Here is a 21,531-nt window from a genome sequence, read left to right as displayed (position 1 = left end):
AGACAGGCACTGTGCCAGCCCTCGCCCCTCACCCCAACCCCTCTCCCCGCAGGGGAGAGGGGCTCGGAGCGTCTCTTTCATCATCGGGGGTGCCTCACCCGCCGTGATGCACGAGAGTTAACCGTGGGTCAGCCGTGGGTGATCAGGGTGTTGAGGCGCTTGACGAAGCCTGCCGGATCTTCCAGTTGTCCGCCCTCGGCCAACACCGCCTGATCCAGGAGCAGGCTGGACCAGTCCTTGAAACGGGCCTCGTCCGTCTCCTCGCCCATGCGCTGGATGAGGCGATGGCCAGGGTTAACCTCCAGCACGGGCTTGGTATCCGGCAGATTCTGACCCGCCTGCTTGAGCAACTGCTGCATGTACAGGGCCATCTCATCCTCGGACAGCACGATACAGGCCGGGGAGTCGGTGAGGCGGTGGGAGAACCTGACCTCCTTCACCCGCTCGCCCAGGGCCTCCTGGATGCGCGGCAGCAGATCCTTGACCTGCTCCTCGGCCTCCTGCTGAGCCTTTTTCTCTTCTTCCGTCTCGGTATCGCCCAGGTCCAGGTCGCCCTTGGCCACGGACTTGAGGGACTTGCCCTCGAATTCGTGCAGGTGCGAGACCAGCCATTCGTCCACACGGTCGGACAGCAGCAAGACCTCAATACCCCGTTTCCGGAAGACCTCCAGGTGCGGGCTGTGCAGGGCCGCCGTGTGGCTGTCGGCGGTGATGTAGTAGATGGTGTCCTGTCCCTCCTTCATGCGACCGATGTAGTCGGACAGGGAGACATTCTGGGCGGACTCGCCGGTGTGGGTGCTGGCAAAGCGCAGCAGGCGACCAATCTGCTCCCGATTGGCATAGTCCTCGGCGGGTCCTTCCTTGAGCACACGACCGAAGGCGTCCCAGAAGGTCTGGTACTCCTCGGGGTCCTTCTTGGCAAGATCTTCCAGCAGCCCCAGGACCTTTTTCACCGAACCGGAGCGAATGCCGTCGATCAGGCGATTGTTCTGCAGGATTTCACGGGAAATGTTCAGCGGCAGGTCGTTGGAGTCCACTACCCCGCGCACGAAGCGCAGATAGGTGGGCATGAGTTGCTCGGCATCATCCATGATGAACACCCGCTGCACGTAGAGCTTGATGCCGTGGCGACGGTCCCGGTCCCACAGGTCGAAGGGGGCGCGCTTGGGGATATACAACAGCGACGTATACTCCTGACGCCCTTCCACCCGGTTGTGGGTCCAGGTGAGCGGCTCCTCGAAGTCGTGGGCCACGTGCTTGTAGAACGCCTTGTACTCCTCATCGGAGATCTCCGATTTGGAACGGGTCCACAGGGCCGAGGCCCGGTTGACCGTCTCCCATTCCTCCAGGGCCTTGCCGTCGTCATCCCGCTTGCGCATGGTGATGGGCAGGGGAATGTGATCGGAGTAGCGGGTGATGATGTGGCGCAGGCGGAATTCATCCAGGAATTCATCTTCATCCTGCTTCAGGTGCAACACCACCTCGGTGCCACGCTCGGGCCTTTCCACCGTCTCCACGGTGAACTCGCCGCTGCCGTCGGACTCCCAGCGCACACCGTGCTCGGCGCCCATGCCGGCACGACGGGTGGTGAGCGTCACCCGATCGGCCACAATGAAGGAAGAATAGAAACCCACACCGAACTGACCGATGAGGTGGGCGTCCTTTTTCTGGTCACCGGTGAGGCGACTGAGGAACTCACGGGTACCGGAATGGGCGATGGTGCCGATGTTGTTGATGACATCATCCCGACTCATGCCGATGCCGTTGTCGCGCACGGTGACGGTGCGGGCATCCTTGTCGTACTCCACCTGGATGCTCAGGTCGCCCTCGCCTTCCATCAGGGCATCATCGGCCAGGGCCTCGAAGCGCAGCTTGTCGCAGGCATCAGCCGCGTTGGAGACAAGTTCACGCAGGAAGATCTCCTTGTTGGAGTACAGCGCATTGATCATCAGGTGCAGCAGCTGGCTGACCTCGGTCTGAAACTGTCGGGTTTCCTTGTGCGTATCGACGCTCATGGGGGCTCCGCTATTGATAGGTTGGGTTGAGATGTCGCCAAGGTATGGGGATGCGACGCGCGGATTTCAAGGGCATCACGAAAAAGCCCCTCCCCGCGCCAGGCGGTGGAGGGGCCAACAAGGTCAAATCAAGGGATGCCCGTATGGACCTAGAACCCGGTACTCCCCGGCGGGGCACTGACCGGATCCATTTCGGCATCCGTATCGGCGTGACGAGCATTCACCGGAGACTCCGGGTCCAGCAGGTAGGCCATGATGTGCGAGATGCTTTCCTGCTCCAGGAACCCATTGTGTCCCATGCGCGGCATGGCGGTGCAGGGGAAGTAGGCATGGGGGTTATAGATCATCTCGTACACGAAGCGCCGTACCGCCTCGGTATTGCCACGCAATTCCCCATAATTGCTGAGGCTGGGGCCGATATTGCCATAGGCCAGCTCTTCCGGGTCCATCTGATGGCAGGCATAGCAATTGCCCCCCACCGTGCGTTCCGGATTGTCGTACCGGTGGCCAATCCGGTAACCATAGCCGCTGCGGGCCAGTTCGGCCCCCTTCTCCCAGTCACCCAGCTGGATGCCGCCTTCCGGGTACTCAAAGCTCTCCCGGGCCATGGCAACGATGCGATTGGCGACCTCTCCGTGGGGGCGGTTGCGGGTATCGCTGCACAGGCGTTGCAACTCGTCCTGCTGCATGCGTTCCCGCGCAGTCCCTCCCTCCTGCACCTCTTGATCCAGTTTGAAGCTGTTTGATTCGAAGATCAGATACTCCGCATACTCCTCGGCGGACATCTCCGTCAGATCGGGCTCATCATCGCTCTGTTCGCCCACCTGCACACACCCGGCGAGCAAACCCGCAGACAGGGCCAGCCCCATGTAGGTCATATGTCTTGTCTTGTTGGTCATATCGACTCCCCCTGATCAGCGCTTCAGATCCGGCAATGTAGCCTCACCACCCCGGGCCTGATCGGTCCAGTAGGAGAGGATGGCGATGGATGCATCGGACCCGAATTTCACGCCGGCCTGGCGCATCTGGTAGTAGCAGCCACGCACGCGGTGCTGCGAGCTTCGCACTACACCATGGCCAATACGATAGGCTGGCCAGGAGACCGCCTTGGACCATTCCTCCTGATGGGAGACCACGGGCAGGAAGGAGAGACGGATGCGTTTGCGGGGTTCGCTATGGCAGGAGACGCAACCAAAATCCATGTTGCCGGCGCGACGATAGAACAGCACCTCGCCGGCATCCCGGGTGAGGCGTTCCATGGGGTGATCCATGGGCGGATCCCAGGCCATGCCGTTGGACTGGGCTGCAATGTAGGTGTAGAGGGCGGTCAGATCCGCCTCGCGGGTGTCCGAGGAGTGCTTGCGGGCGATCGGATCATCTTCCTCCGTGAATCCCTGCAAGGTCTTCATGCAGTGGATGAGACGGCTTTCCAGATCCATCACCCGGCCGGTGTCCTCAAAATACCGGGGCATCTGCACATAGGCACCCTCGAGCACACCGGGACCGAGACCGAAATCACACTGCTCAAGAGAGACATTCTTGGGGCCTCGAGGCTCATGAAACAAATCCTCGCCCCGCCACTCGGTCAACTCGGCGGGATTGTTATCGGCCAGCATCATGAGCTGTTCGCGCCCTGTGAGATAAGGCGAGTCCGATGCGGTCGCCCCCCCGACCACGCTTGCGGCCAAGGCCGTGGCGACCAACCATTGCTTGATCATTTCCGTCTCCTCCACGAATTATTGTCTTGAAGGCCTCCTCCCGCCCCCCTGATGCCCGGGAGGTGATGGCGGACCTTGGGAATAGACTGCGTTCAGAACCGGGAAATGTCAATCGTTTTGGAATAACGAAATAACTATTAGTGATTTCTTATGAAGAGCCGCTCCCACAAGGCGGCAAGAGCAATCTCAGGGGGTCAGCGGTTTTTTTCGTGGGTGAGGAGCCATTGCTTGATGCGGGGGCCGGCGCCCTGGGTTGCGCCGCCATAGCCGCCTACGCCGCCGTGGGCGGGGATGATGCGATGACAGGGGATGATGATGGGCAGAGGATTACCGCGGCAGGCGCCGCCGACAGCCCGGGCGCCGGAGTTCAATTGCCGGGCCAACTGGCCATAGGTGATTGGGGCACCCGAGGGAATACGGCACAGGGCCGCCCACACACGCAGCTGAAAGGACGTGCCCCCTGGGGCCAGGGGTAGATCGAAGCGGAAGGCGGGATCCAGGAAATACGCTGCCAGCTGGAAGGCGGCCTCGGCGCCAAGGCCCGGGGGCGGCGGGCACGGGGCTTCACCGCCAGCGACATAATCCAGGGCTGTCAGGCCGGCGGCATCCCAGGTCAGCGCGATACGCCCCAGGGGGCTTTCGATCACCGCCCGGGATGGCATCCGGCTAATCCACCAGCATCAGTTGCTGGAGGCGCTGGCGGAGCATGATCCGTCGGCCCGGCTCGGTGGCCCGCTCCAGCAGGTCTTCATACAGGGCTCGCGCATCGTCCACCAGGCCCGCATCGGCCAGGGCCTGGGCGGCCTGGAAGCGGGCACTCAGGCCCCAAAGGTCAGTGCTGTTACCCGCCATGGCCGAGCGCAGGTAGTAACGCGCCGCCTGCGCATGCTCGTCCAGGGCGCGATAGGAGTCCGCGGTCCAGAACCACAACTCCCGCCGCTGGCGCGCCTCCACAAGCCGGGGGGCCAGCGCCTGGAAAAGGTTCAGGGCCTCGTCATGGCGGCCCACCGTCTGCAGATCGAACATCACCTGCATGAAGCGATCTCCCGGGTCAGCCTCCAGGCGGCGCACATCAGAGAGAACATCATACAGGCCATCAATCCCTGCCTCCTCCTGCCCACCCAGGATCAGGGCCCGAGCCCGGCGAAGCCCCCAGTCGAAGGGATCGACCCCCTCCGGGGGACGGTGCAGGCCCGCCATGAGTGCCGAGGCGGTGGCAAGATCCCCCGCCTCCAGCGCCTGCTCCACCAACAAATGGCGCACCGGATCCGGCACCTGCCCGGGGCTGCCGAAGGGCCCCTCCCCCAGATACAGTGCATGGAGCAGAGCCGGACCGTGGCCCTCCACCCGCGCCAACTGCTCGCCCAACTGACGATGGGCCTGTTCACGACCGGAAGGGGAGGGGGATCTCAAGGCCACCAGGGCCAGTATCCCGCGGGAGAGATGAGGTTCGCGGCTGTGCAGTTGCGCGGCCCGTTCAAGCCAGTCTGCATCGTCGCCGAGCAGCCACTGTCGGCGGTTGGCCTCACGTTCACCCAGGCGGGCATAGTGTTCCCAGAGCAGATCGGCAGAGAGGTGAAAGACCTCATCCCCATCCCCCAGGATTCGCTGGGATGCCAGGGCGCGCTCCATGATGGCCAGGCCATTGGTGGTGTCACCGCCCCTCTGGACAGCATGCGCGGCTATTGCCTGATAGCGGGCACCGTCCCGGGTGTCTCGCCCCACAGCCTGGGCACGGGCGAGGGCCTGCTCCAGGGTGTCCGTCGCGGAGAGGTCTTCCGCACGGAGGCGCGCCAGCAGACGCAACGCGTCCGCCTCAGATTCCTCCACGCTTTCCAGCGCATCGACCGCTTCCCGGGGACGTTCCAACTGCAGCAGCAGGTGAGCCTCCATCAGGGCCACCCGGGCCACATCATCCGGATAATCAAAACGGTAGCGCCGCAGCGCCGTGAGGGCGTCCTCGGGACGGTCGTCCAGATCATAGGATTCAGCCACCAGGCGACGCCAGGAGCGAAACCAGCTTTCGCTGGCGTTATGGCGACCAAACCAGATCAGAGGGCGCAGGACATCGCGGGCCTCGTGACCCCGGCCCAGGGCAATGAGGGCGTGGGCCTGACGGGTTCGCGTCCAGATGACGAACTCCACCGGCATCTCCACCGGGATTCGGGCGGTGCGCTCCACCACCTGCTCCCAGCGACTGTTCATGCCCAGGATTTCGATGCGGGCCTGCTCCCGCTCCATCCAGCGCACGGGTTCGGCGCGCGGGTCGGGCATTTCCTCCGCCAGCAGGTTCAGAGCCAGTTCCGCAGCCCCGACACGGGCCATGGCCATGGCCTCGTCCACCACACGGTCGGCCTGCGCCGATGTCATGCAGAGCAGCAGGAGACACAGCAGAACCAGACGATGCGGAACCTGGGTCACCGCACGCACGACAAAGCGCCCCGGCACGCCGGGACGCTTTGCAGAATCCATACGAATGAAACCCAGGAGGGCCGTACTTACTTGACGTCTTCCTTGATGCGAGCAGCCTTGCCGGTACGTCCACGCAGGTAGTACAGCTTGGCGCGACGGACTTTACCGCGGCGCTTGACCTGGATCTCGGCCACCGACGGGCTGTAGGTCTGGAAGACCCGCTCCACCCCTTCGCCGTGGGATACCTTGCGCACGGTGAAGGCGGAGTTGATGCCGCGGTTACGCTTGGCGATGCACACGCCTTCAAAGGCCTGCAGGCGCTCGCGGTTACCTTCCTTCACCTTTACCTGGACGACCACGGTGTCGCCAGGGGTAAAGTCGGGCACCTCGCGGTTCATCTGCTCGGCGTCCAGTTGCTGGATGATGTTGCTCATGGTTCGACCCCTGTCAGTCACTGCTCGGCGCGGCCTGCCCCTCGGCATGCTCGCGTTGATATTCTTCCAGCAGGCGGCGATCCGCCTGACTCAATTCCTGTTGCGCCAGTATGTCCGGGCGGCGCATCCAGGTACGCCCCAGGGCCTGTTTGCGACGCCAGCGCTCGATCCGTCCGTGATCGCCGCTGCGCAGCACCGGGGGCACTTCCAGCCCATCGATCATCTCCGGGCGAGTGTAGTGCGGACAATCCAGCAGGCCCGTTGAAAAGGAATCCTGGGCGGCGGAGTCCTCGTCGCCGAGGGCCCCGGGCAGCAGCCGGGCGCAGGCATCCATCAGCACCATGGCCGCCAGCTCGCCGCCGGATAGCACATAATCCCCGATGGACCATTCCTCGTCCACTTCCAACTGAATGAGGCGTTCATCAATACCTTCATAGCGCCCCGCCAGCAGGATCAGCCTGGACTGACCGGCCATGTCATGGACAGCGGCCTGGTCCAGGCGGCGCCCCTGCGGGCTCATGTACAGCACCTTGGCCGGCCGGGGGTCGGCCCCACGGGCCGCACCAATCGCCCGACGCAAGGGCTCCACCTTCATCACCATGCCCGGCCCTCCCCCATAGGGGCGGTCGTCCACGGTGCGATGTCGATCCTCCGTGAAACACCGAGGATCCCAGCACTGCAGGGACATCAATCCCCGCTCCCGAGCCCGGCCGGTAACACCGCATCGGGTCACTGAGGCGACCCACTCGGGAAACACGCTGATTACATCGAAGCGCATGGGATCCTAGAAATCCGGATCCCAGTCCACTCGCATCCTTCCGGCCTCCAGGTCGATCTCGTGGATCACCCGTTCCCGTAGATAGGGGATCAGGCGCTCCCGGTCGCCACGGACCACCAGCACATCGTTGGCACCGGTCTGAATCAGGTTATCCACCTGCCCCAGCAAGATGCCATCCAGTGTTTCCACTGTCAGACCGATCAAGTCGGCCCAGTAATATTCACCTTCGGGCAGAGGTTCGAGCTGTTCTGGCCGGATCGCCAACTGACAACCCACATAGGTGGCTGCCACATCCCGATCATCCATACCCGCAAACTTGGCTACCACCCCCTTACCCTGGGGGCGGCCGTCCTCCAGGGGGACAGCCTGCCATTGCCCATTCCGCTCCATGAGCAGGGGCTCGTACTGCAGAATGCGGTCACGCGGGTCGGTCTCGGAGAAGAGCTTGACCCAGCCGCGAACACCGTGAACGCCGGATATCCGGCCAACAACAATCGGGTCCGAGCCCACGTGCCTGCCTCGTGGCGCCTTAGGCGGCAGCCTGATTCTGCTTCTGGAATTCCTTGAGCAGCTTGGCCACGCGCTCGGAGGTCTGAGCGCCCTTGGACAGCCAGTGCTCCATGCGATCGGAGTCCATGTGCAGGCGCACCTCCTGACCGCGCGCCACCGGGTTGAAGTAACCCAGGCGCTCAATGTAGCCGCTGTCACGGCGACTGCGGGAGTCGGTGACCACAATTTTGTAGAAGGGCGCCTTCTTGGCGCCGCCGCGAGCGAGTCGAATCGTTACCATCTGCGCTTAGCCCTGCTTGTCAGGTATTCCGAGCGGGGGGGTTCCCCGGAGAAACGCGGCATTATACACACGCCGCCCCCGGGCACAAGTAGGGACCGGGGGCCAACACCCCCCTGGCTCCCGGAAGACCCCCTTGCCACCCCGGGGTTAAAAGGGCATCCGGCCGCCCGGCATGCGACCCTTCAGGGACTTCATCATCTTGTTCATGCCGCCCTTGGAGAACTGTTTCACCATCTTGCTCATCTGCATGTGCTGCTTGAGCAGACGATTCACATCCTGCACCTGCGTGCCGGAGCCGGCGGCAATGCGGCGCTTGCGCCGACCCTTGATGATTTCAGGATGACGCCGCTCCTTGGGCGTCATGGAATTGATGATGGCCACCATGCGGCCCATGTCCTTGTCGTGAGCCTTGTTCTTGATGGCATCGGGCAGGTCGCTGGTGCCCGGCAGCTTTTCCAGGAGGGAGTTGACGCCTCCCATTTTCGACATCTGCCCCAACTGGTCCCGCAAGTCCTCCAGATCAAAGCTCTTGCCCTTCTTGATCTTGCGGGCCAGCTTTTCCGCCTTGCCCTGATCCACCTCGCGGGTGGCCTCCTCCACCAGGCTGACCACATCACCCATCCCGAGGATGCGCGAGGCCACCCGGTCCGGATGAAAGGGCTCCAGGGCAGTGGTCTTCTCACCCATCCCCAGAAACTTGATGGGCTTGCCGGTGATGTGGCGCACCGACAGGGCCGCCCCGCCGCGGGCGTCTCCATCGGCCTTGGTGAGCACCACGCCCGTCAGCGCCAGGGCATCATTGAAGGCCTTGGCGGTGTTGGCGGCGTCCTGACCGGTCATGCTGTCCACCACGAACAGGGTCTCGGCGGGGTTGAGGGCCTCGTGCAGACGACGGATCTCGTCCATCATCTCGGCATCCACATGGAGACGACCGGCCGTGTCGATGATGAGCACATCCCGGTGTTGCTTGCGGGCCTGCTCCAGTGCCGCCCTGGCAATATCCACCGGATCCTGTCCGGCGTCACTGGGGAAAAACTCGGCCCCCACTTCGCCAGCCACGGTCTCCAACTGACGAATGGCCGCTGGCCGGTAAACGTCACAACTGGCCACCATCACTTTTTTGTCACGGCGTTCGGTCAGCCAGCGTGAGAGCTTGCCCACGGTGGTGGTCTTACCCGCCCCCTGCAGGCCGGCCATGAGGATGACCGCCGGGGGCTGAACATTCAGGTTCAGGTCGTCGTTGCCCTCGCCCATGACGGCGATCAACTCATCGTTGACCACCTTCACCAGGGCCTGCCCCGGGGTCAGACTGGACAGCACCTCCTGCCCCACCGCTCGCTCCTTGACCCGGGCAATGAATTCCCGAACCACCGGCAGCGCCACATCCGCCTCCAGGAGGGCCTTGCGCACCTCCCGGATGGTCTCCTGGACGTTTTCCTCGGTCAGTCGCGACTGCCCGCGCAGGCGCTTGATGGTGCCCTGAAGGCGATCTGAAAGGCTGTCAAACATGGGAACCTGCCTGGAACGTCGGTAAAAGCGCGGATTATATCTTGAATACATCCCCGCTGCCGAGGCGCACCAGATCTCGCTCGGGCAGCCGCCGCCGCAAGTCCGCGAATATCTCGGACTCCGCGCCGGGCTTGAGATGGGTGATCCCCACCCTGGGCTGGTGCCGCAGCTTGACCAGATCCTGGGCCAGCAGACTGGGGCAATAGTGGCCGGCTCGACGCCCCAGGTCGCGCTCCGCCTCGGGAAAGGCACATTCCACCATCAGCCAGTCCAGGCCCGCATGGTCATTCAGCGCGGCCCACAGATCGTCATTACTGGTGGTATCGCCGGTAAAGGCAAAGGCGCCACGGCCATCCTCCACCCGGTAGCCCACCGCCGGCACCGTATGATTGGCTGGCAGCATATGCACGCGCCGGCCATCGATATCCAGGGGGCGCGTGGCATCCATCTCCTCGAAACAGACCACGGGCCGCTCACGCTCCGGTAACTCGAAAAAGTCGGGCCAGATCTGCCAGTTGAAGATGTGGTGGTGAATGATACGCATGCAGTCGGAGCGGGTGTGAATCACCAGCGGCCGGGACTGCAACCGACTGAACAGGGTATCCACCAGCAAGGGCAGGCAGGCAATGTGATCCAGATGCGTATGGGTAATGAAGACGTGCCGCAGCCGCGCCATGGCCTCCAGGGACAGATCGGCCACGCCCGTGCCACAGTCGATGAGGATGTCATCATCCACGAGCAGTGCCGAGGTACGCCGCCCCGCACCGATACCGCCACTGCAACCCAGCACCTTGATCTCCATGGTCTGCACATCCCCGTCCGCGGCACTGAACACCCTGGGGCTCGATCGTAGCATGGCCGCGAAGGCGGTGACCAAGTCAACGGAGGCCCATGCGCGCATGCACCTTCACCGGGCCTCGATTTTATGCAATGATTCTCGGTCGAAATTTAAGGTTTGGAATCCCTGCATGCTCGTAGCCGCCTTCGGATTACTCGCCACCGTGTTCTACTTCATGGGTGGAGCCCTGTTGATGCAGCGGCTACGCCGTGCCGCCGGCGGGGAGCCCCCCACCGAAAAGGGCAGACCCCTGCTGTTTGCCACGTGGGGCGCCGCCATCGTCCTGCACGCCGTGGTGCTCTACCACTTCATGTTCGGGGCCAACGGGTTTGGCATCGGCGTCTTCAGCGTTGTCTCGATGACAGCCTGGATCATCGCCGTGTTCCTGTTCGTCTGGTCGCTACGCCACCCCATCCATGTGCTGGGCATCATCCTGCTGCCGTTTGCCGGCGTCACCGTGGCGCTGGAGATGGCGCTGGCCGGCGGCACGCCCACGGCCGCGGTCAGCGATCCGGGGCTGCGTGCCCACATGCTGCTGGCCATGATCGCCTTCAGCCTGCTCACCATCGCCGCCATTCAGGCCGGGCTGCTGGCCCTGCAGAACTACAGCCTGCATAACCATCGCCCGGGCGGGTTGATCCGGGCACTACCGCCACTGTCCATGATGGACTCCATGCTGTTCCACATCATCGGCTGGGGCTTCATCTTCCTTACCGCGGCGCTGGCCACTGGCCTGTTCGTGCTGGATGACATTCTTGCGCAACAGCTGGTCCATAAAGTGGTGTTCGCCATCATTGCCTGGGTGGTGTTCGCCATCCTGCTCTTCGGACGCTTCCGTTTCGGCTGGCGTGGTCGCAAGGCCGTGCGCTGGACGCTCATGGGCTTTGCCTGGCTGGTGGTGGCCTACGTGGGCACCAAAGTGGTCATCGACATGATGCTGGGCGTCGGCTGACGCCCCCGCGCGCGTCGGCCCGTCACGCGGGGGGCACTGGCAACCCTTGACAGGGTGGCCGGCCTCTCCGTGTAATGCGGAGGATGTACAACTTCCCCACGGGATGTTAAAGCGACCTTGGAACAAATTCCTCTAGGCGCACTGGCGGCGGTGCTGGTGACGCTGTTTTTCTGTTCGGCCTTTTTCTCCGGGTCGGAAACCGCCCTGATGTCACTGAACCGCTATCGCATGCGCCACATGGCGCAGGCGGGGCATGGTGGTGCGCGGCGCGCCCAGAAGCTGCTGGACAAGCCCGACCGGCTGATTGGCCTGATTCTGCTGGGCAACAACTTCGTCAACATCCTGATCACCCAGCTGGCCACCTATATCGGCTTCAGGATCCATGGCGACGTGGGCGTGGCCGTGGCCACCGGCCTGCTCACCCTCACCCTGCTGGTCTTTGCCGAGGTAGCCCCAAAAACCCTCGCCGCCCTGCACTCGGATCGTATCGCCTACCCGGCCGCCTACGTCTTCACGCCGCTGCTGGTGGTCGCCTATCCCCTGGTATGGACGGTGAACCTGGTGGCCAATGCCGTGCTGCGCGCCGTGGGCATCCGCTCTCATGACCGCGCCCACCACGCCCTGTCCAGCGAGGAATTGCGTGTGGCGGTGAACGAGGCGGGCAGTCTGATCCCCGCCCGCCATCAGCGCATGCTGGTGGCCTTGCTGGATCTGGAAAAGGCCACTGTCGAAGACATCATGGTGCCCCGCAACGAGATCGTGGGTATCGACCTGGAGGATGACTGGGAAGAGATCGAAGACCAGATCATCCACAGTCAGTACACCCGCCTGCCGGTCTTCAAGGGCAACGTGGACAACATGCTGGGTTTCATTCACCTGCGACGGGTATTGCCCATGGTCCACCGGGATGAATTCACCCCCGACCAGCTGCGCGACAACCTGCGCGAGCCCTACTTCATCCCCCAAGGCACCAACCTCAACCGCCAGTTGCTCAATTTCCAGCGCGAGCAGCGGCGCATCGGCATGGTGGTGGATGAATACGGCGACATCGAAGGCCTGGTCACCCTGGAAGACCTGCTGGAGGAGGTGGTGGGCGAATTCACGACCGACCCATCCGCCGTCTCGCCCGAGGTGCTGCCCCAGGAGGATGGCAGTTATCTGGTGGACGCCACGATCCACCTGCGGGAACTCAACCGCATCGTGGGTACGCGGTTCGCGGTGGACGGTCCGCGCACCCTCAATGGCATGCTGCTGGAGTACTTGGAAACGATCCCGGATGCGAATACCAGCGTCCTCATTGACCGCTACCCCATCGAGATCGTGCATGTGAAGAGCAACGCCATCAAAACCGTGCGCATCGGCCCGCGCCTGCCCGCCAAGGCCGGGGGCCAGGACAGCAGCACTCACTGAGCCTGTTCAGGCCCCGCCCCGGCAACTCACGGAACCACGATCATGGCCAAGCCCCGCGTCCAGCATGAATGCACCGCCTGCGGGGCCCTGTCTCCCAAATGGGCCGGCCAGTGCCCGGACTGCGGCGCCTGGAACACCCTGACGGAAGTGATGACCCAGCCGACGGCCCATGCTGCCACCGGCAGCCGCTTCGCTGGCTACGCAGGCGGTCCCGCTCAGGTAAAGCGCCTGGGCGAGGTCACCACCGAAGGCGATGCCCGCAACACCACGGGCATCTCGGAGCTGGACCGCGCCCTGGGCGGCGGACTGGTGCAGGGCTCGGTGGTGCTCATCGGCGGCGACCCGGGCATCGGCAAGTCCACCCTCCTGCTACAGGCCCTCGCCACCCTGCCTGACCTGGCCAGCCTCTACGTCACTGGCGAGGAATCCCCTGAACAGGTTTCCCTGCGCGGCCGCCGCCTGGGCCTGCCCTGTGAAGACCTGCGTCTGCTCACCGAGACCTGCGTGGAACGCATCATCGAGCATGCCCAGCGGGAAAAACCCCAGGTCATGGTGGTGGACTCCATCCAGACGATCCATTCCGAACAACTGCAATCGGCCCCCGGTTCGGTGGCCCAGGTCCGGGAAAGTGCGGCAATCCTGGTACGCTATGCCAAGCAGACCGGTACTGCCGTGTTCATCGTGGGCCACGTCACCAAGGAAGGCCAGATTGCCGGCCCACGTGTGCTGGAACATATGGTGGACACGGTGCTCTATTTCGAGGGAGATCCCGGTGGCCGCTACCGCGTGCTCAGGGCGGTAAAGAACCGCTTCGGCGCCGTGAATGAACTCGGGGTCTTCGCCATGCTGGAGACGGGCCTCAAACCGGTGAGCAACCCCTCGGCCATCTTCCTGTCGCGCCACGAGGAACCGGTGCCCGGCAGCGTCATCATGGTCACCCGGGAGGGCACGCGTCCCCTCATGGTGGAGGTACAGGCCCTGGTGGCCGAGAGCCACGCCCCTCAGCCCCGGCGCGTGACCGTGGGACTGGAACAGAACCGCCTCGCCATGCTCCTGGCGGTACTGCATCGTCACGGCGGCCTCGCCCTCTATGACCAGGACGTCTTCGTCAATGTGGTGGGCGGCGTGCGCGTCACGGAAACCGCGGCCGACCTGCCCATGCTGCTCTCCGCCTTGTCCAGCTTCCGCGACCGCCCCCTGCCCCATGAACTGGTGAGCTTTGGCGAGGTGGGCCTGGCCGGCGAGATCCGTCCGGTCCCCAATGGCGAGGAGCGCCTGCGGGAGGCCGCCAAACACGGCTTTACCCGCGCCGTGGTACCCGCCGGCAACGCACCCCGCAAACCCATCCAGGGCATGGAGATCACCGCTGCCAGCCGCCTGGCCCAGGTCCTGGACGTCATCTGAGACCGGTCACCCAGGCAACCACAACGGCGCTTCGTGCTACCCTCTGTTTCGCGTATCATTCCACTCCCAGCCCGAGGCCCAGAATGACCACAGGCGACACCCCCGACAACCCTGCCGAATTCGAAAAGGACCTGGAAGCCCTGGAGGCCCTGGTGGCGCGCATGGAACAGGGGGAATTGTCGCTGGAAACCTCGCTGGAAGAATTCGAGCGCGGTATCGCGCTCACCCGCCGCTGCCAGAAGGCCCTGACAGCGGCGGAACAGAAGGTGCGTCGACTCACCGAGGATGGCACCGAGATCGATCTCGACACGCCCGAACCAGCGGGCCCGGACGGAGAAGACTGAGTGGAATCACGTATTTCCGATCTGCAACAACGGGTTGAAGCCGCCCTGGCCGGCTGGCTGCCCGAATCCAACATCCTGCCAGGCCGTCTCCACGAGGGCATGCGCTACTCTGCCCTGGATGGCGGCAAGCGCATCCGCCCGGTGCTGGCCTATGCCACGGGCAGTGCCCTGGGTGTGCCCCTGGATCAGTTGGACGGTCCTGCCTGCGCCGTGGAACTGATTCATGTGTATTCCCTGGTGCATGACGACCTCCCCGCCATGGATGACGACGACCTGCGCCGTGGCAAACCCACCTGTCACAAGGCCTACGACGATGCGACCGCCATCCTGGTGGGAGACGCCCTGCAGGCCCTGGCCTTCCAGATCCTGGCCACCGACCCCAAAATGGTGGACGACCCGGGTGCCCGGCTGCGCATGGTGGATCAACTGGCCCGCGCCTCGGGCTCCCGGGGCATGGTCGGCGGCCAGGCCATCGACCTGGGCTCCGCCGGCAAGCAACTGGATATTGCCGAACTGGAGGGCATGCACGTGCACAAGACCGGCGCCCTGATCCGGGCCGCCGTGCTCATGGGCGCCACCAGTCGTCCTGACGTGGACCCGCAGACCCTCGAGGGCCTGGACCGCTTTGCCAAATGCATCGGCCTGGCCTTCCAGATCCGCGACGACATCCTGGACGTGGAAGGCGACACCCAGACCCTGGGCAAGACCCAAGGGGCAGACCAGGCCCTGGGCAAGGCCACCTACCCGGCCATCATCGGTCTTGACGCCTCCAAGCAGCAGGCCCGGGAGCTGGTGGACCGGGCCCTGGACGGCATTGCCGGGCTGGATGAACGGGCCGACCTGCTGCGCTGGATCGCCCGCTTCATCGTCGAGCGTATCAACTGAAGGGTTCGGCTTGCACACCCGGCCACCCCCCGTGATAATGAAAGTTTTCCTCGAATGGCAGTGAGATGACACAGACTGATTCGTATCCCCTGCTCTCGCGCATCCACGGTCCGGAGGACATCCGCGGCTGGTCCATGGATGAACTCTCCTCCCTGGCGGAAGAGATGCGGGCCTTTCTGCTGGAATCCGTCTCCCGAACCGGCGGCCACCTGGCGGCCAACCTGGGTACGGTGGAACTGACCATTGCCCTGCACCATGTCTTCAACACGCCCGAGGATCGTCTGGTGTGGGACGTGGGCCACCAGAGCTATCCCCACAAGATCCTTACCGGCCGGCGCGAGGCCATGCAGTCCCTGCGCCAGAAGGACGGCCTGGCCGGCTTTCCCAAGCGCGACGAAAGCTGTTACGACTGCTTTGGCGTGGGCCATTCCAGCACCTCCATCAGTGCCGCCCTGGGCATGGCCCTGGGGGCCCGCCAGCAGGGCGAACGGCGAAAATCCGTGGCCATCATCGGCGATGGCGCCATGACTGCAGGTATGGCCTTTGAGGCCCTCAATCATGCGGGCGACGAAAAGGCTGACCTGCTGGTGGTGCTCAACGACAACAACATGTCCATCTCGGCCAATGTGGGTGCCCTCAACCGACACCTGGCCAGCCTGCTGTCCGGCCCCATGTATTCCAGCATGCGCGAGGGCAGCAAGCGTGTCCTGGACCACGTGCCCCCCATGCGGGAATTCATGCGCCGTGCCGAGGAACACGTGAAGGGCATGATTGTTCCCAGCACCCTCTTCGAGGAACTGGGCCTGAACTATTTCGGACCGGTGGACGGTCACGACGTGAACGGCATGGTGAAGATGCTGCGCAACCTCTACACCATGGAGGGCCCGATCCTGCTGCATGTGGTCACCCACAAGGGGCGTGGCTACGGACCGGCCGAGGAGGATCCCTGCACCTATCATGGCGTCGGGAGCTTTGACCCTGACCAGGGCATTCAGAGCGGCAAGAGCAGCGGTTCGCCCACCTACACCCAGGTGTTTGGTCAGTGGCTATGCGACCAGGCCGAAGCGGATGAGCGCATGGTCGCCATCACCCCCGCCATGAGCGAGGGCTCGGGCATGACGGCTTACGTGGAGCGCTTCCCCGAACGCTACCATGACGTGGGCATTGCCGAACAACATGCCATCACCCTGGCTGCGGGCCTGGCCTGCGAGGGCGTGAAGCCCGTGGTGGCCATCTATTCCTCATTCCTGCAACGCGGCTACGACCAACTGATACACGATGTGGCCCTGCAGAACCTGCCCGTACTGTTTGCCGTCGACCGCGCCGGCGTGGTGGGCCCTGACGGCCCCACCCACGCGGGAAGCTTCGATCTCTCATTCCTGCGCTGCATCCCCAACATGGTCATCATGGCCCCGGCGGACGAGAACGAATGCCGGCGCATGCTCTCCACCGGTTTCCTTCTGGATCAACCCGCCGCCGTGCGCTATCCCCGTGGCAAGGGCCCGGGCGCCCTGCCCGAACCGGGCCTGGTCCCCCTGCCCGTGGGTGAGGCGGAAGTCCGCCGCCGCGGCAAGGGCGTGGCCATTCTGGCTTTCGGCACCCCCCTCGCTCAGGCCCTCGAGGTGGGTGAGCGACTGGACGCCACGGTGATCAACATGCGTTTTATCAAACCCCTGGACGAGCAGCGGGTGCTGGAAGCCGCCCGGGCGCACGACCTGCTGGTCACCGTGGAAGACAACGTGGTGGCCGGCGGCGCCGGCGGTGCTGTGGCCGAGTGCCTGGCCCACCATGACATGGCCATCCGGCTGCTGCAGCTGGGCTTGCCGGATCGTTTCCAGAGCCACGGCAGCCGCGAGGAACTGCTGGTCGATGCAGGCCTCGACGCCGACAGCATGGAGGCCGCCATTCGCAAGCGCCTGGGCCCGCAGGCTTGTGCCAGTGCGGCGGGTGGCGTAATATCCGACAAAATTGGTAAAGTTTAATCGCGGTGCCCAAATATACTCTCAAGGTGCTGACCGACTTCGCGTCAGCGCACACCCTGCGGGACTATCCCGGAGATTGCGCCCGGCTGCACGGCCACAACTGGAAAGTCGAGGCCGAAGTGGAGGCCTCGCAGCTCGATGCGCTGGGTATGGCGGTGGACTTCAAGACCATCAAGGGGTTGGCGCGGGAGATTGCCGGCCAGCTGGATCACCAATACCTGAATGATCTGGAACCCTTCCGGGACCTGAACCCGACCGCCGAAAACATTGCCGCGTGGTTCTTCCACGAAATGACGGCACGACTCGACGCCCCCCATGTGCGGGTCAGCGCCATCACCCTGTGGGAGACCGAGAGGGCTTGTGTGCGGTACTCGGAAGACCAGTCAAAGGACTCAGCCTTATGAGCACAATCGTTCCGAAGTTGATCACGCCGGCCATCCCCGACGTGCAGGCCAGCGCGGATACCCGCGAGATCCCCATCAACAAGGTGGGCATCAAGGACATCCGCCACCCGGTGCGGGTGACCGATCGCACCGGCAACGACCAGCATACCGTGGCCCGATTCTCCATGTATGTGAACCTGCCCCATAACTTCAAGGGCACACACATGTCACGTTTCGTGGACATCCTCAATGCCCACGAGCGTGAAATCACGGTGGAAACGTTCAAGCTCATGCTGCATGAGATGGCCGAACGCCTGGAGGCGGCCGCCGGTCATCTGGAGATGAACTTCCCTTATTTCGTGAACAAGCCGGCCCCTGTCACCGGGGTGTGCAGTCTCATGGACTACGATGTGAGCTTTATCGGCGTGATCCAGGACGGCAAACCGCAAATGAACATTCAGGTTCTGGTCCCCGTGACCAGCCTGTGCCCCTGTTCCAAGGGCATCTCCGAGTATGGCGCTCACAACCAGCGTTCACACGTCACCGTGAACGTGCGCATCAAGGACTTCATGTGGGTGGAAGAACTCATCGACCTGGTGGAGAAAGAGGCCTCTTGCGAGCTTTATGGACTGCTCAAGCGCCCGGACGAAAAATACGTCACCGAGCGGGCCTATGATAATCCCAAGTTCGTGGAAGACCTGGTGCGGGACATTGCCGTGCGCCTGAATCAGGACGAGCGCATCTCCGCCTACTCCGTGTCATCGGAGAATTTCGAATCCATTCACAATCACTCCGCCTACGCCCTGATCGAACGGGACAAGGAACTGGAAGCACTGGCACTGGCCGGGGCCTGAGCCCCCAGCATGTGCTCATGGCCGGGCCCTGGCCCGGCCATCCCGTGGCACTTCAGCCCAGCGGGCGTCTATTCAACACCCTCGAACTGGTTACGAATGCGTTCCAGTACGGCCTCGGCCTGCTGGGCATCCAGAATCTCCCCCTCCTGATCCCTCGCCACGATTCGCACGCGCCCCTCGGCTTCACCGAGCAAGATGCGGTACTGGGTATCCCGGCGCAGGGCTGGCGCCTCTTCACTACCGAACAGGCGACTGAGGAACCCTCCCTCCTCGGCATCCTGCTCCGGGCGGTAGGTGACGAAATATGTCCCGGCGCTGCGGTCCTGATCATCCACCAGCAGGGAGGCACGATCCAGCATCACACCCAGACGACGCCACACACTCAGAAAACGATCCTGAATCTCCAGTACCGGTTCCCCCTCCATCTGAGTGATGCGCAGTGACGGCGTCACATCCCGGGCCTCCTCGGCCACGGCCTGTGCCGCCTGTTCTTCCGCCGGCCCCAGGTGGCTCATGATCTGCACCAGCATACGGGCCTCGGCCTCGGGATCGGCCGGTGCCATCCGCCAACGCACCTCATCCTGGCCCACTGCCACCTCGCGGGTACTGCGATGACTGACAAACACCACGGCGGCGGAATCCCCGTCCGGCTCCACCCTCACCCGGAACTGATCCCGCGTACTGGCGTCGTAGGAATCCCCGAACACACGTCCGATCAACTGGCGGATGCCCCCTTCGATGGGCACACCGGCCTCCATCTGCATCCACTCCGTCTCGAGCAGGCCCTGGCGCGGCTCATGCCGAGCCAGCGGCACGTCCTGCTGGTCGAAAAATGCACGCAGCCGCGGCCAGAGTTCATCCGGTGGCATGTCCACTTCCAGCCAGCGCACGGGACCGTCCCTGACCACCCGAACGCCCTCGGGATAACTCAGTACCCGCTCAGAGCGCATCGCCGTACCCTGCGAGCGCTCCTGGGCCTGAGTCTGCACGTTGCTTGCCGCCCCGCCTGCACTGGCACGCCCCGCCGGGGCATCGGGAATCCGGAACGAACCATCCACTTCGGGAGCCACCAGATCAGGCGGCACCTCCAACGGAGGTGTCTCGGCACGGTCGGCGCTATCACGTTCACCGAGCAGACCGCAGCCACCAATCAACAGGGTGCCCGCCAGGACCGGCAGCAGGTGCCGGGGCTTTGGAAAAACCGATGATGCTTTCATGAATACGAGGGACTCAGGGGAATGTCGGCGGCCTTGAGGGCGTCACGCAAGGGCTCACGCAGGTGCTCGGACAGTGGCGTCAGGGGCAGGCGGATCCCGGGAGGGATCAGCCCCATTTCGTGGAGCGCCCACTTCACCGGGATGGGATTCGACTCCACAAACAGTGCACGATGCAGCCCCCGGACAGGGGCCTCGGCGGCCTCCGCGGCGGCCCGGTCACCCGCCAGGGCCGCCTTGCACATCTCGTGCATTGCCCGAGGCGCCACATTGGCGGTCACAGAGATCATGCCTCGCCCACCGGCCAGCATGAAGTCAAGGGACGTGGGGTCATCGCCGCTGTAAAGATCCAACCGATCGCTACAGCGGGCCAGCACATCCCGTGCCCGTTGAACATCGCCTGTGGCCTCCTTGAGACCAATGATATTGGAAATGCTGGACAGACGTTCCGCCGTCTCGGGCAACAGATCCACCGCCGTGCGGCCGGGCACGTTGTAGAGGATCTGAGGGATGGGCACCGCATCCGCCACGGCCTTGAAGTGGCGATAGAGGCCTTCCTGGGTGGGCTTGTTGTAGTACGGCGTCACCAGCAGACAGGCATCGGCCCCGGACTGCATGGCCAGACGGGTAAGCTCAATGGCCTCTGCCGTGGAGTTGGCCCCGGTTCCGGCAATCACCGGTACCCGTCCCTTGGCGAACGCCACCACCTGCCGCACCACCTGGCAATGTTCACGCACATCCAGGGTGGCGGACTCACCTGTGGTGCCCACGGCGACAATGGCGTCCGTGCCGTGGTCCACGTGAAACTCCACCAGCGCCTCCAGCGCCGCCTCGGCGAGGGAACCATCCTCGTTCATGGGCGTGGCCAGGGCCACCATGCTGCCGTGAAACATCGAAACCTCCGCACTGGATACAGGCCCACATAGTAATGTCCACCCCCTCCCCCATCAAGCGTGATGGCATGCCAACGACCACCACACCCCACCATCACGGTGGCTTTACCCTCGGGCTCCTTGATAATCTCTGGGATCAGCCGCACCGGATTCCCCCAGGATGCCCCAATCCCCGCGTCACTCCCGTAGTACCCATCTGCTCATCTCAGCCATGGGTGAACAACAACCCGGACTGCTGGACCACCTGACCCGGGCAATACTCGACAGTGGCTGCAGTATTCAGGACAGTCACATGGCCGTGCTGGGCAATGCCTTCACCGCCACCCTACTGGTCTCAGGCAATTGGAACACCCTGAGCAAACTCGACGGCGCCCTGGTCAGCCTGGCCCGCCAGCAGGGCCTGGACGTACACACCCGGCGTACTGGCCCCGGACAGCGGGAAGGTCATAGCCTGCCTTACTCGGTGGACGTGATCGCCCTGGACCAACCGGGAATCGTTCACCAACTGGTCGGCTTCTTCTCCTCCCGAGGCGTGACGATTCGCGAGATGAACAGCCAGGCCTACACCGCCGCCCATTCCTCCACCCCCATGTTCACGGCCCACCTGTCGGTGGAAATCCCCGCCACCGAGCACATCGCCTCACTGCGGGAGGATTTTCTGGACCTGTGCGATGAACTGAACCTGGATGGCGTGATCGAACCGATCAAGGGTTGAG

At 63.8% G+C, this 21,531-nt stretch carries 22 protein-coding genes; 9 read left to right on the top strand and 13 right to left on the bottom strand.

Annotated elements, in window-relative coordinates:
* Positions 1–128: 128 nt before the first annotated feature.
* The 11 genes from htpG to LPW29_RS09315 form a co-directional block, all read right to left on the bottom strand.
* Positions 129–2,015, bottom strand: coding sequence for a molecular chaperone HtpG (gene htpG / locus LPW29_RS09365; RefSeq protein ID WP_238627773.1), 1,887 nt, complete (start codon positions 2,013–2,015; stop codon positions 129–131).
* A gap of 149 nt (positions 2,016–2,164) precedes the next feature.
* Positions 2,165–2,914, bottom strand: coding sequence for a sulfur oxidation c-type cytochrome SoxX (soxX, locus tag LPW29_RS09360; RefSeq protein WP_238627772.1), 750 nt, complete (start codon positions 2,912–2,914; stop codon positions 2,165–2,167).
* 15 nt (positions 2,915–2,929) lie between these two features.
* Positions 2,930–3,733, bottom strand: a complete 804-nt coding sequence (gene soxA, locus LPW29_RS09355) for a sulfur oxidation c-type cytochrome SoxA (protein WP_090254256.1) — start codon at positions 3,731–3,733, stop codon at positions 2,930–2,932.
* A gap of 194 nt (positions 3,734–3,927) precedes the next feature.
* Positions 3,928–4,395 carry a methylated-DNA--[protein]-cysteine S-methyltransferase gene (locus tag LPW29_RS09350; RefSeq protein ID WP_238627771.1) on the bottom strand — a complete coding sequence of 156 codons (468 nt, stop codon included), beginning with the start codon at positions 4,393–4,395 and terminating at the stop codon, positions 3,928–3,930.
* A gap of 4 nt (positions 4,396–4,399) precedes the next feature.
* Positions 4,400–6,205: a tetratricopeptide repeat protein gene (locus LPW29_RS09345; RefSeq protein ID WP_238627770.1), complete on the bottom strand. Its 1,806-nt coding sequence runs from the start codon at positions 6,203–6,205 to the stop codon at positions 4,400–4,402.
* Positions 6,206–6,231: 26 nt separating this feature from the next.
* On the bottom strand, positions 6,232–6,579 hold the full coding sequence (gene rplS, locus LPW29_RS09340; protein ID WP_238627769.1) for a 50S ribosomal protein L19: 348 nt from the start codon (positions 6,577–6,579) through the stop codon (positions 6,232–6,234).
* Positions 6,580–6,592: 13 nt separating this feature from the next.
* Positions 6,593–7,357: a tRNA (guanosine(37)-N1)-methyltransferase TrmD gene (trmD, locus tag LPW29_RS09335; protein WP_090254250.1), complete on the bottom strand. Its 765-nt coding sequence runs from the start codon at positions 7,355–7,357 to the stop codon at positions 6,593–6,595.
* Between the two features lie 6 nt (positions 7,358–7,363).
* Positions 7,364–7,867 carry a ribosome maturation factor RimM gene (rimM, locus tag LPW29_RS09330; protein WP_090254248.1) on the bottom strand — a complete coding sequence of 168 codons (504 nt, stop codon included), beginning with the start codon at positions 7,865–7,867 and terminating at the stop codon, positions 7,364–7,366.
* A 19-nt stretch (positions 7,868–7,886) separates the two neighbouring features.
* Positions 7,887–8,147, bottom strand: a complete 261-nt coding sequence (rpsP, locus tag LPW29_RS09325; RefSeq protein WP_090254246.1) for a 30S ribosomal protein S16 — start codon at positions 8,145–8,147, stop codon at positions 7,887–7,889.
* 147 nt (positions 8,148–8,294) lie between these two features.
* A complete protein-coding gene (gene ffh / locus LPW29_RS09320; protein WP_090254244.1) occupies positions 8,295–9,656 on the bottom strand; it encodes a signal recognition particle protein in 1,362 nt (453 codons plus the stop codon).
* Positions 9,657–9,690: 34 nt separating this feature from the next.
* Positions 9,691–10,557: an MBL fold metallo-hydrolase gene (locus LPW29_RS09315; protein ID WP_238627768.1), complete on the bottom strand. Its 867-nt coding sequence runs from the start codon at positions 10,555–10,557 to the stop codon at positions 9,691–9,693.
* Between the two features lie 67 nt (positions 10,558–10,624).
* Here LPW29_RS09315 and LPW29_RS09310 point away from each other — a divergent pair, with 67 nt between their 5' ends.
* From LPW29_RS09310 to folE2, 8 genes are all read left to right on the top strand, one after another.
* Positions 10,625–11,446, top strand: coding sequence for a cytochrome C assembly family protein (locus LPW29_RS09310; RefSeq protein WP_090254241.1), 822 nt, complete (start codon positions 10,625–10,627; stop codon positions 11,444–11,446).
* 117 nt (positions 11,447–11,563) lie between these two features.
* Positions 11,564–12,856, top strand: coding sequence for an HlyC/CorC family transporter (locus tag LPW29_RS09305; protein ID WP_090254239.1), 1,293 nt, complete (start codon positions 11,564–11,566; stop codon positions 12,854–12,856).
* A 42-nt stretch (positions 12,857–12,898) separates the two neighbouring features.
* A complete protein-coding gene (gene radA, locus LPW29_RS09300) occupies positions 12,899–14,260 on the top strand; it encodes a DNA repair protein RadA (RefSeq protein ID WP_090254236.1) in 1,362 nt (453 codons plus the stop codon).
* Positions 14,261–14,343: 83 nt separating this feature from the next.
* The gene (locus LPW29_RS09295) at positions 14,344–14,604 is read left to right on the top strand and encodes an exodeoxyribonuclease VII small subunit (protein ID WP_090254234.1); all 261 of its coding nucleotides are present in this window, start codon (positions 14,344–14,346) and stop codon (positions 14,602–14,604) included.
* On the top strand, positions 14,605–15,489 hold the full coding sequence (ispA, locus tag LPW29_RS09290) for a (2E,6E)-farnesyl diphosphate synthase (RefSeq protein WP_090254232.1): 885 nt from the start codon (positions 14,605–14,607) through the stop codon (positions 15,487–15,489).
* Positions 15,490–15,554: 65 nt separating this feature from the next.
* On the top strand, positions 15,555–17,471 hold the full coding sequence (gene dxs / locus LPW29_RS09285; protein WP_238627767.1) for a 1-deoxy-D-xylulose-5-phosphate synthase: 1,917 nt from the start codon (positions 15,555–15,557) through the stop codon (positions 17,469–17,471).
* A 5-nt stretch (positions 17,472–17,476) separates the two neighbouring features.
* Positions 17,477–17,875, top strand: coding sequence for a 6-carboxytetrahydropterin synthase QueD (gene queD / locus LPW29_RS09280; protein WP_090254228.1), 399 nt, complete (start codon positions 17,477–17,479; stop codon positions 17,873–17,875).
* A complete protein-coding gene (folE2, locus tag LPW29_RS09275; protein WP_090254227.1) occupies positions 17,872–18,708 on the top strand; it encodes a GTP cyclohydrolase FolE2 in 837 nt (278 codons plus the stop codon). Before queD ends, folE2 begins: the two co-directional genes overlap by 4 nt.
* A 68-nt stretch (positions 18,709–18,776) precedes the next feature.
* Here the strand turns inward: folE2 and bamC are convergent, their stop codons facing one another.
* Positions 18,777–19,925 carry an outer membrane protein assembly factor BamC gene (gene bamC / locus LPW29_RS09270; protein ID WP_238627766.1) on the bottom strand — a complete coding sequence of 383 codons (1,149 nt, stop codon included), beginning with the start codon at positions 19,923–19,925 and terminating at the stop codon, positions 18,777–18,779.
* The gene (gene dapA / locus LPW29_RS09265) at positions 19,922–20,815 is read right to left on the bottom strand and encodes a 4-hydroxy-tetrahydrodipicolinate synthase (protein ID WP_090254222.1); all 894 of its coding nucleotides are present in this window, start codon (positions 20,813–20,815) and stop codon (positions 19,922–19,924) included. Before dapA ends, bamC begins: the two co-directional genes overlap by 4 nt.
* A gap of 160 nt (positions 20,816–20,975) precedes the next feature.
* Here dapA and LPW29_RS09260 point away from each other — a divergent pair, with 160 nt between their 5' ends.
* Positions 20,976–21,530 carry a glycine cleavage system protein R gene (locus tag LPW29_RS09260; protein ID WP_238627765.1) on the top strand — a complete coding sequence of 185 codons (555 nt, stop codon included), beginning with the start codon at positions 20,976–20,978 and terminating at the stop codon, positions 21,528–21,530.
* The last annotated feature ends 1 nt before the right edge of the window (position 21,531 follow it).

This window comes from Ectothiorhodospira sp. 9100 (genome assembly GCF_022227565.1).
Lineage (GTDB): Bacteria > Pseudomonadota > Gammaproteobacteria > Ectothiorhodospirales > Ectothiorhodospiraceae > Ectothiorhodospira > Ectothiorhodospira marina.
This window is presented reverse-complemented; position numbering and strand designations above follow the sequence as displayed.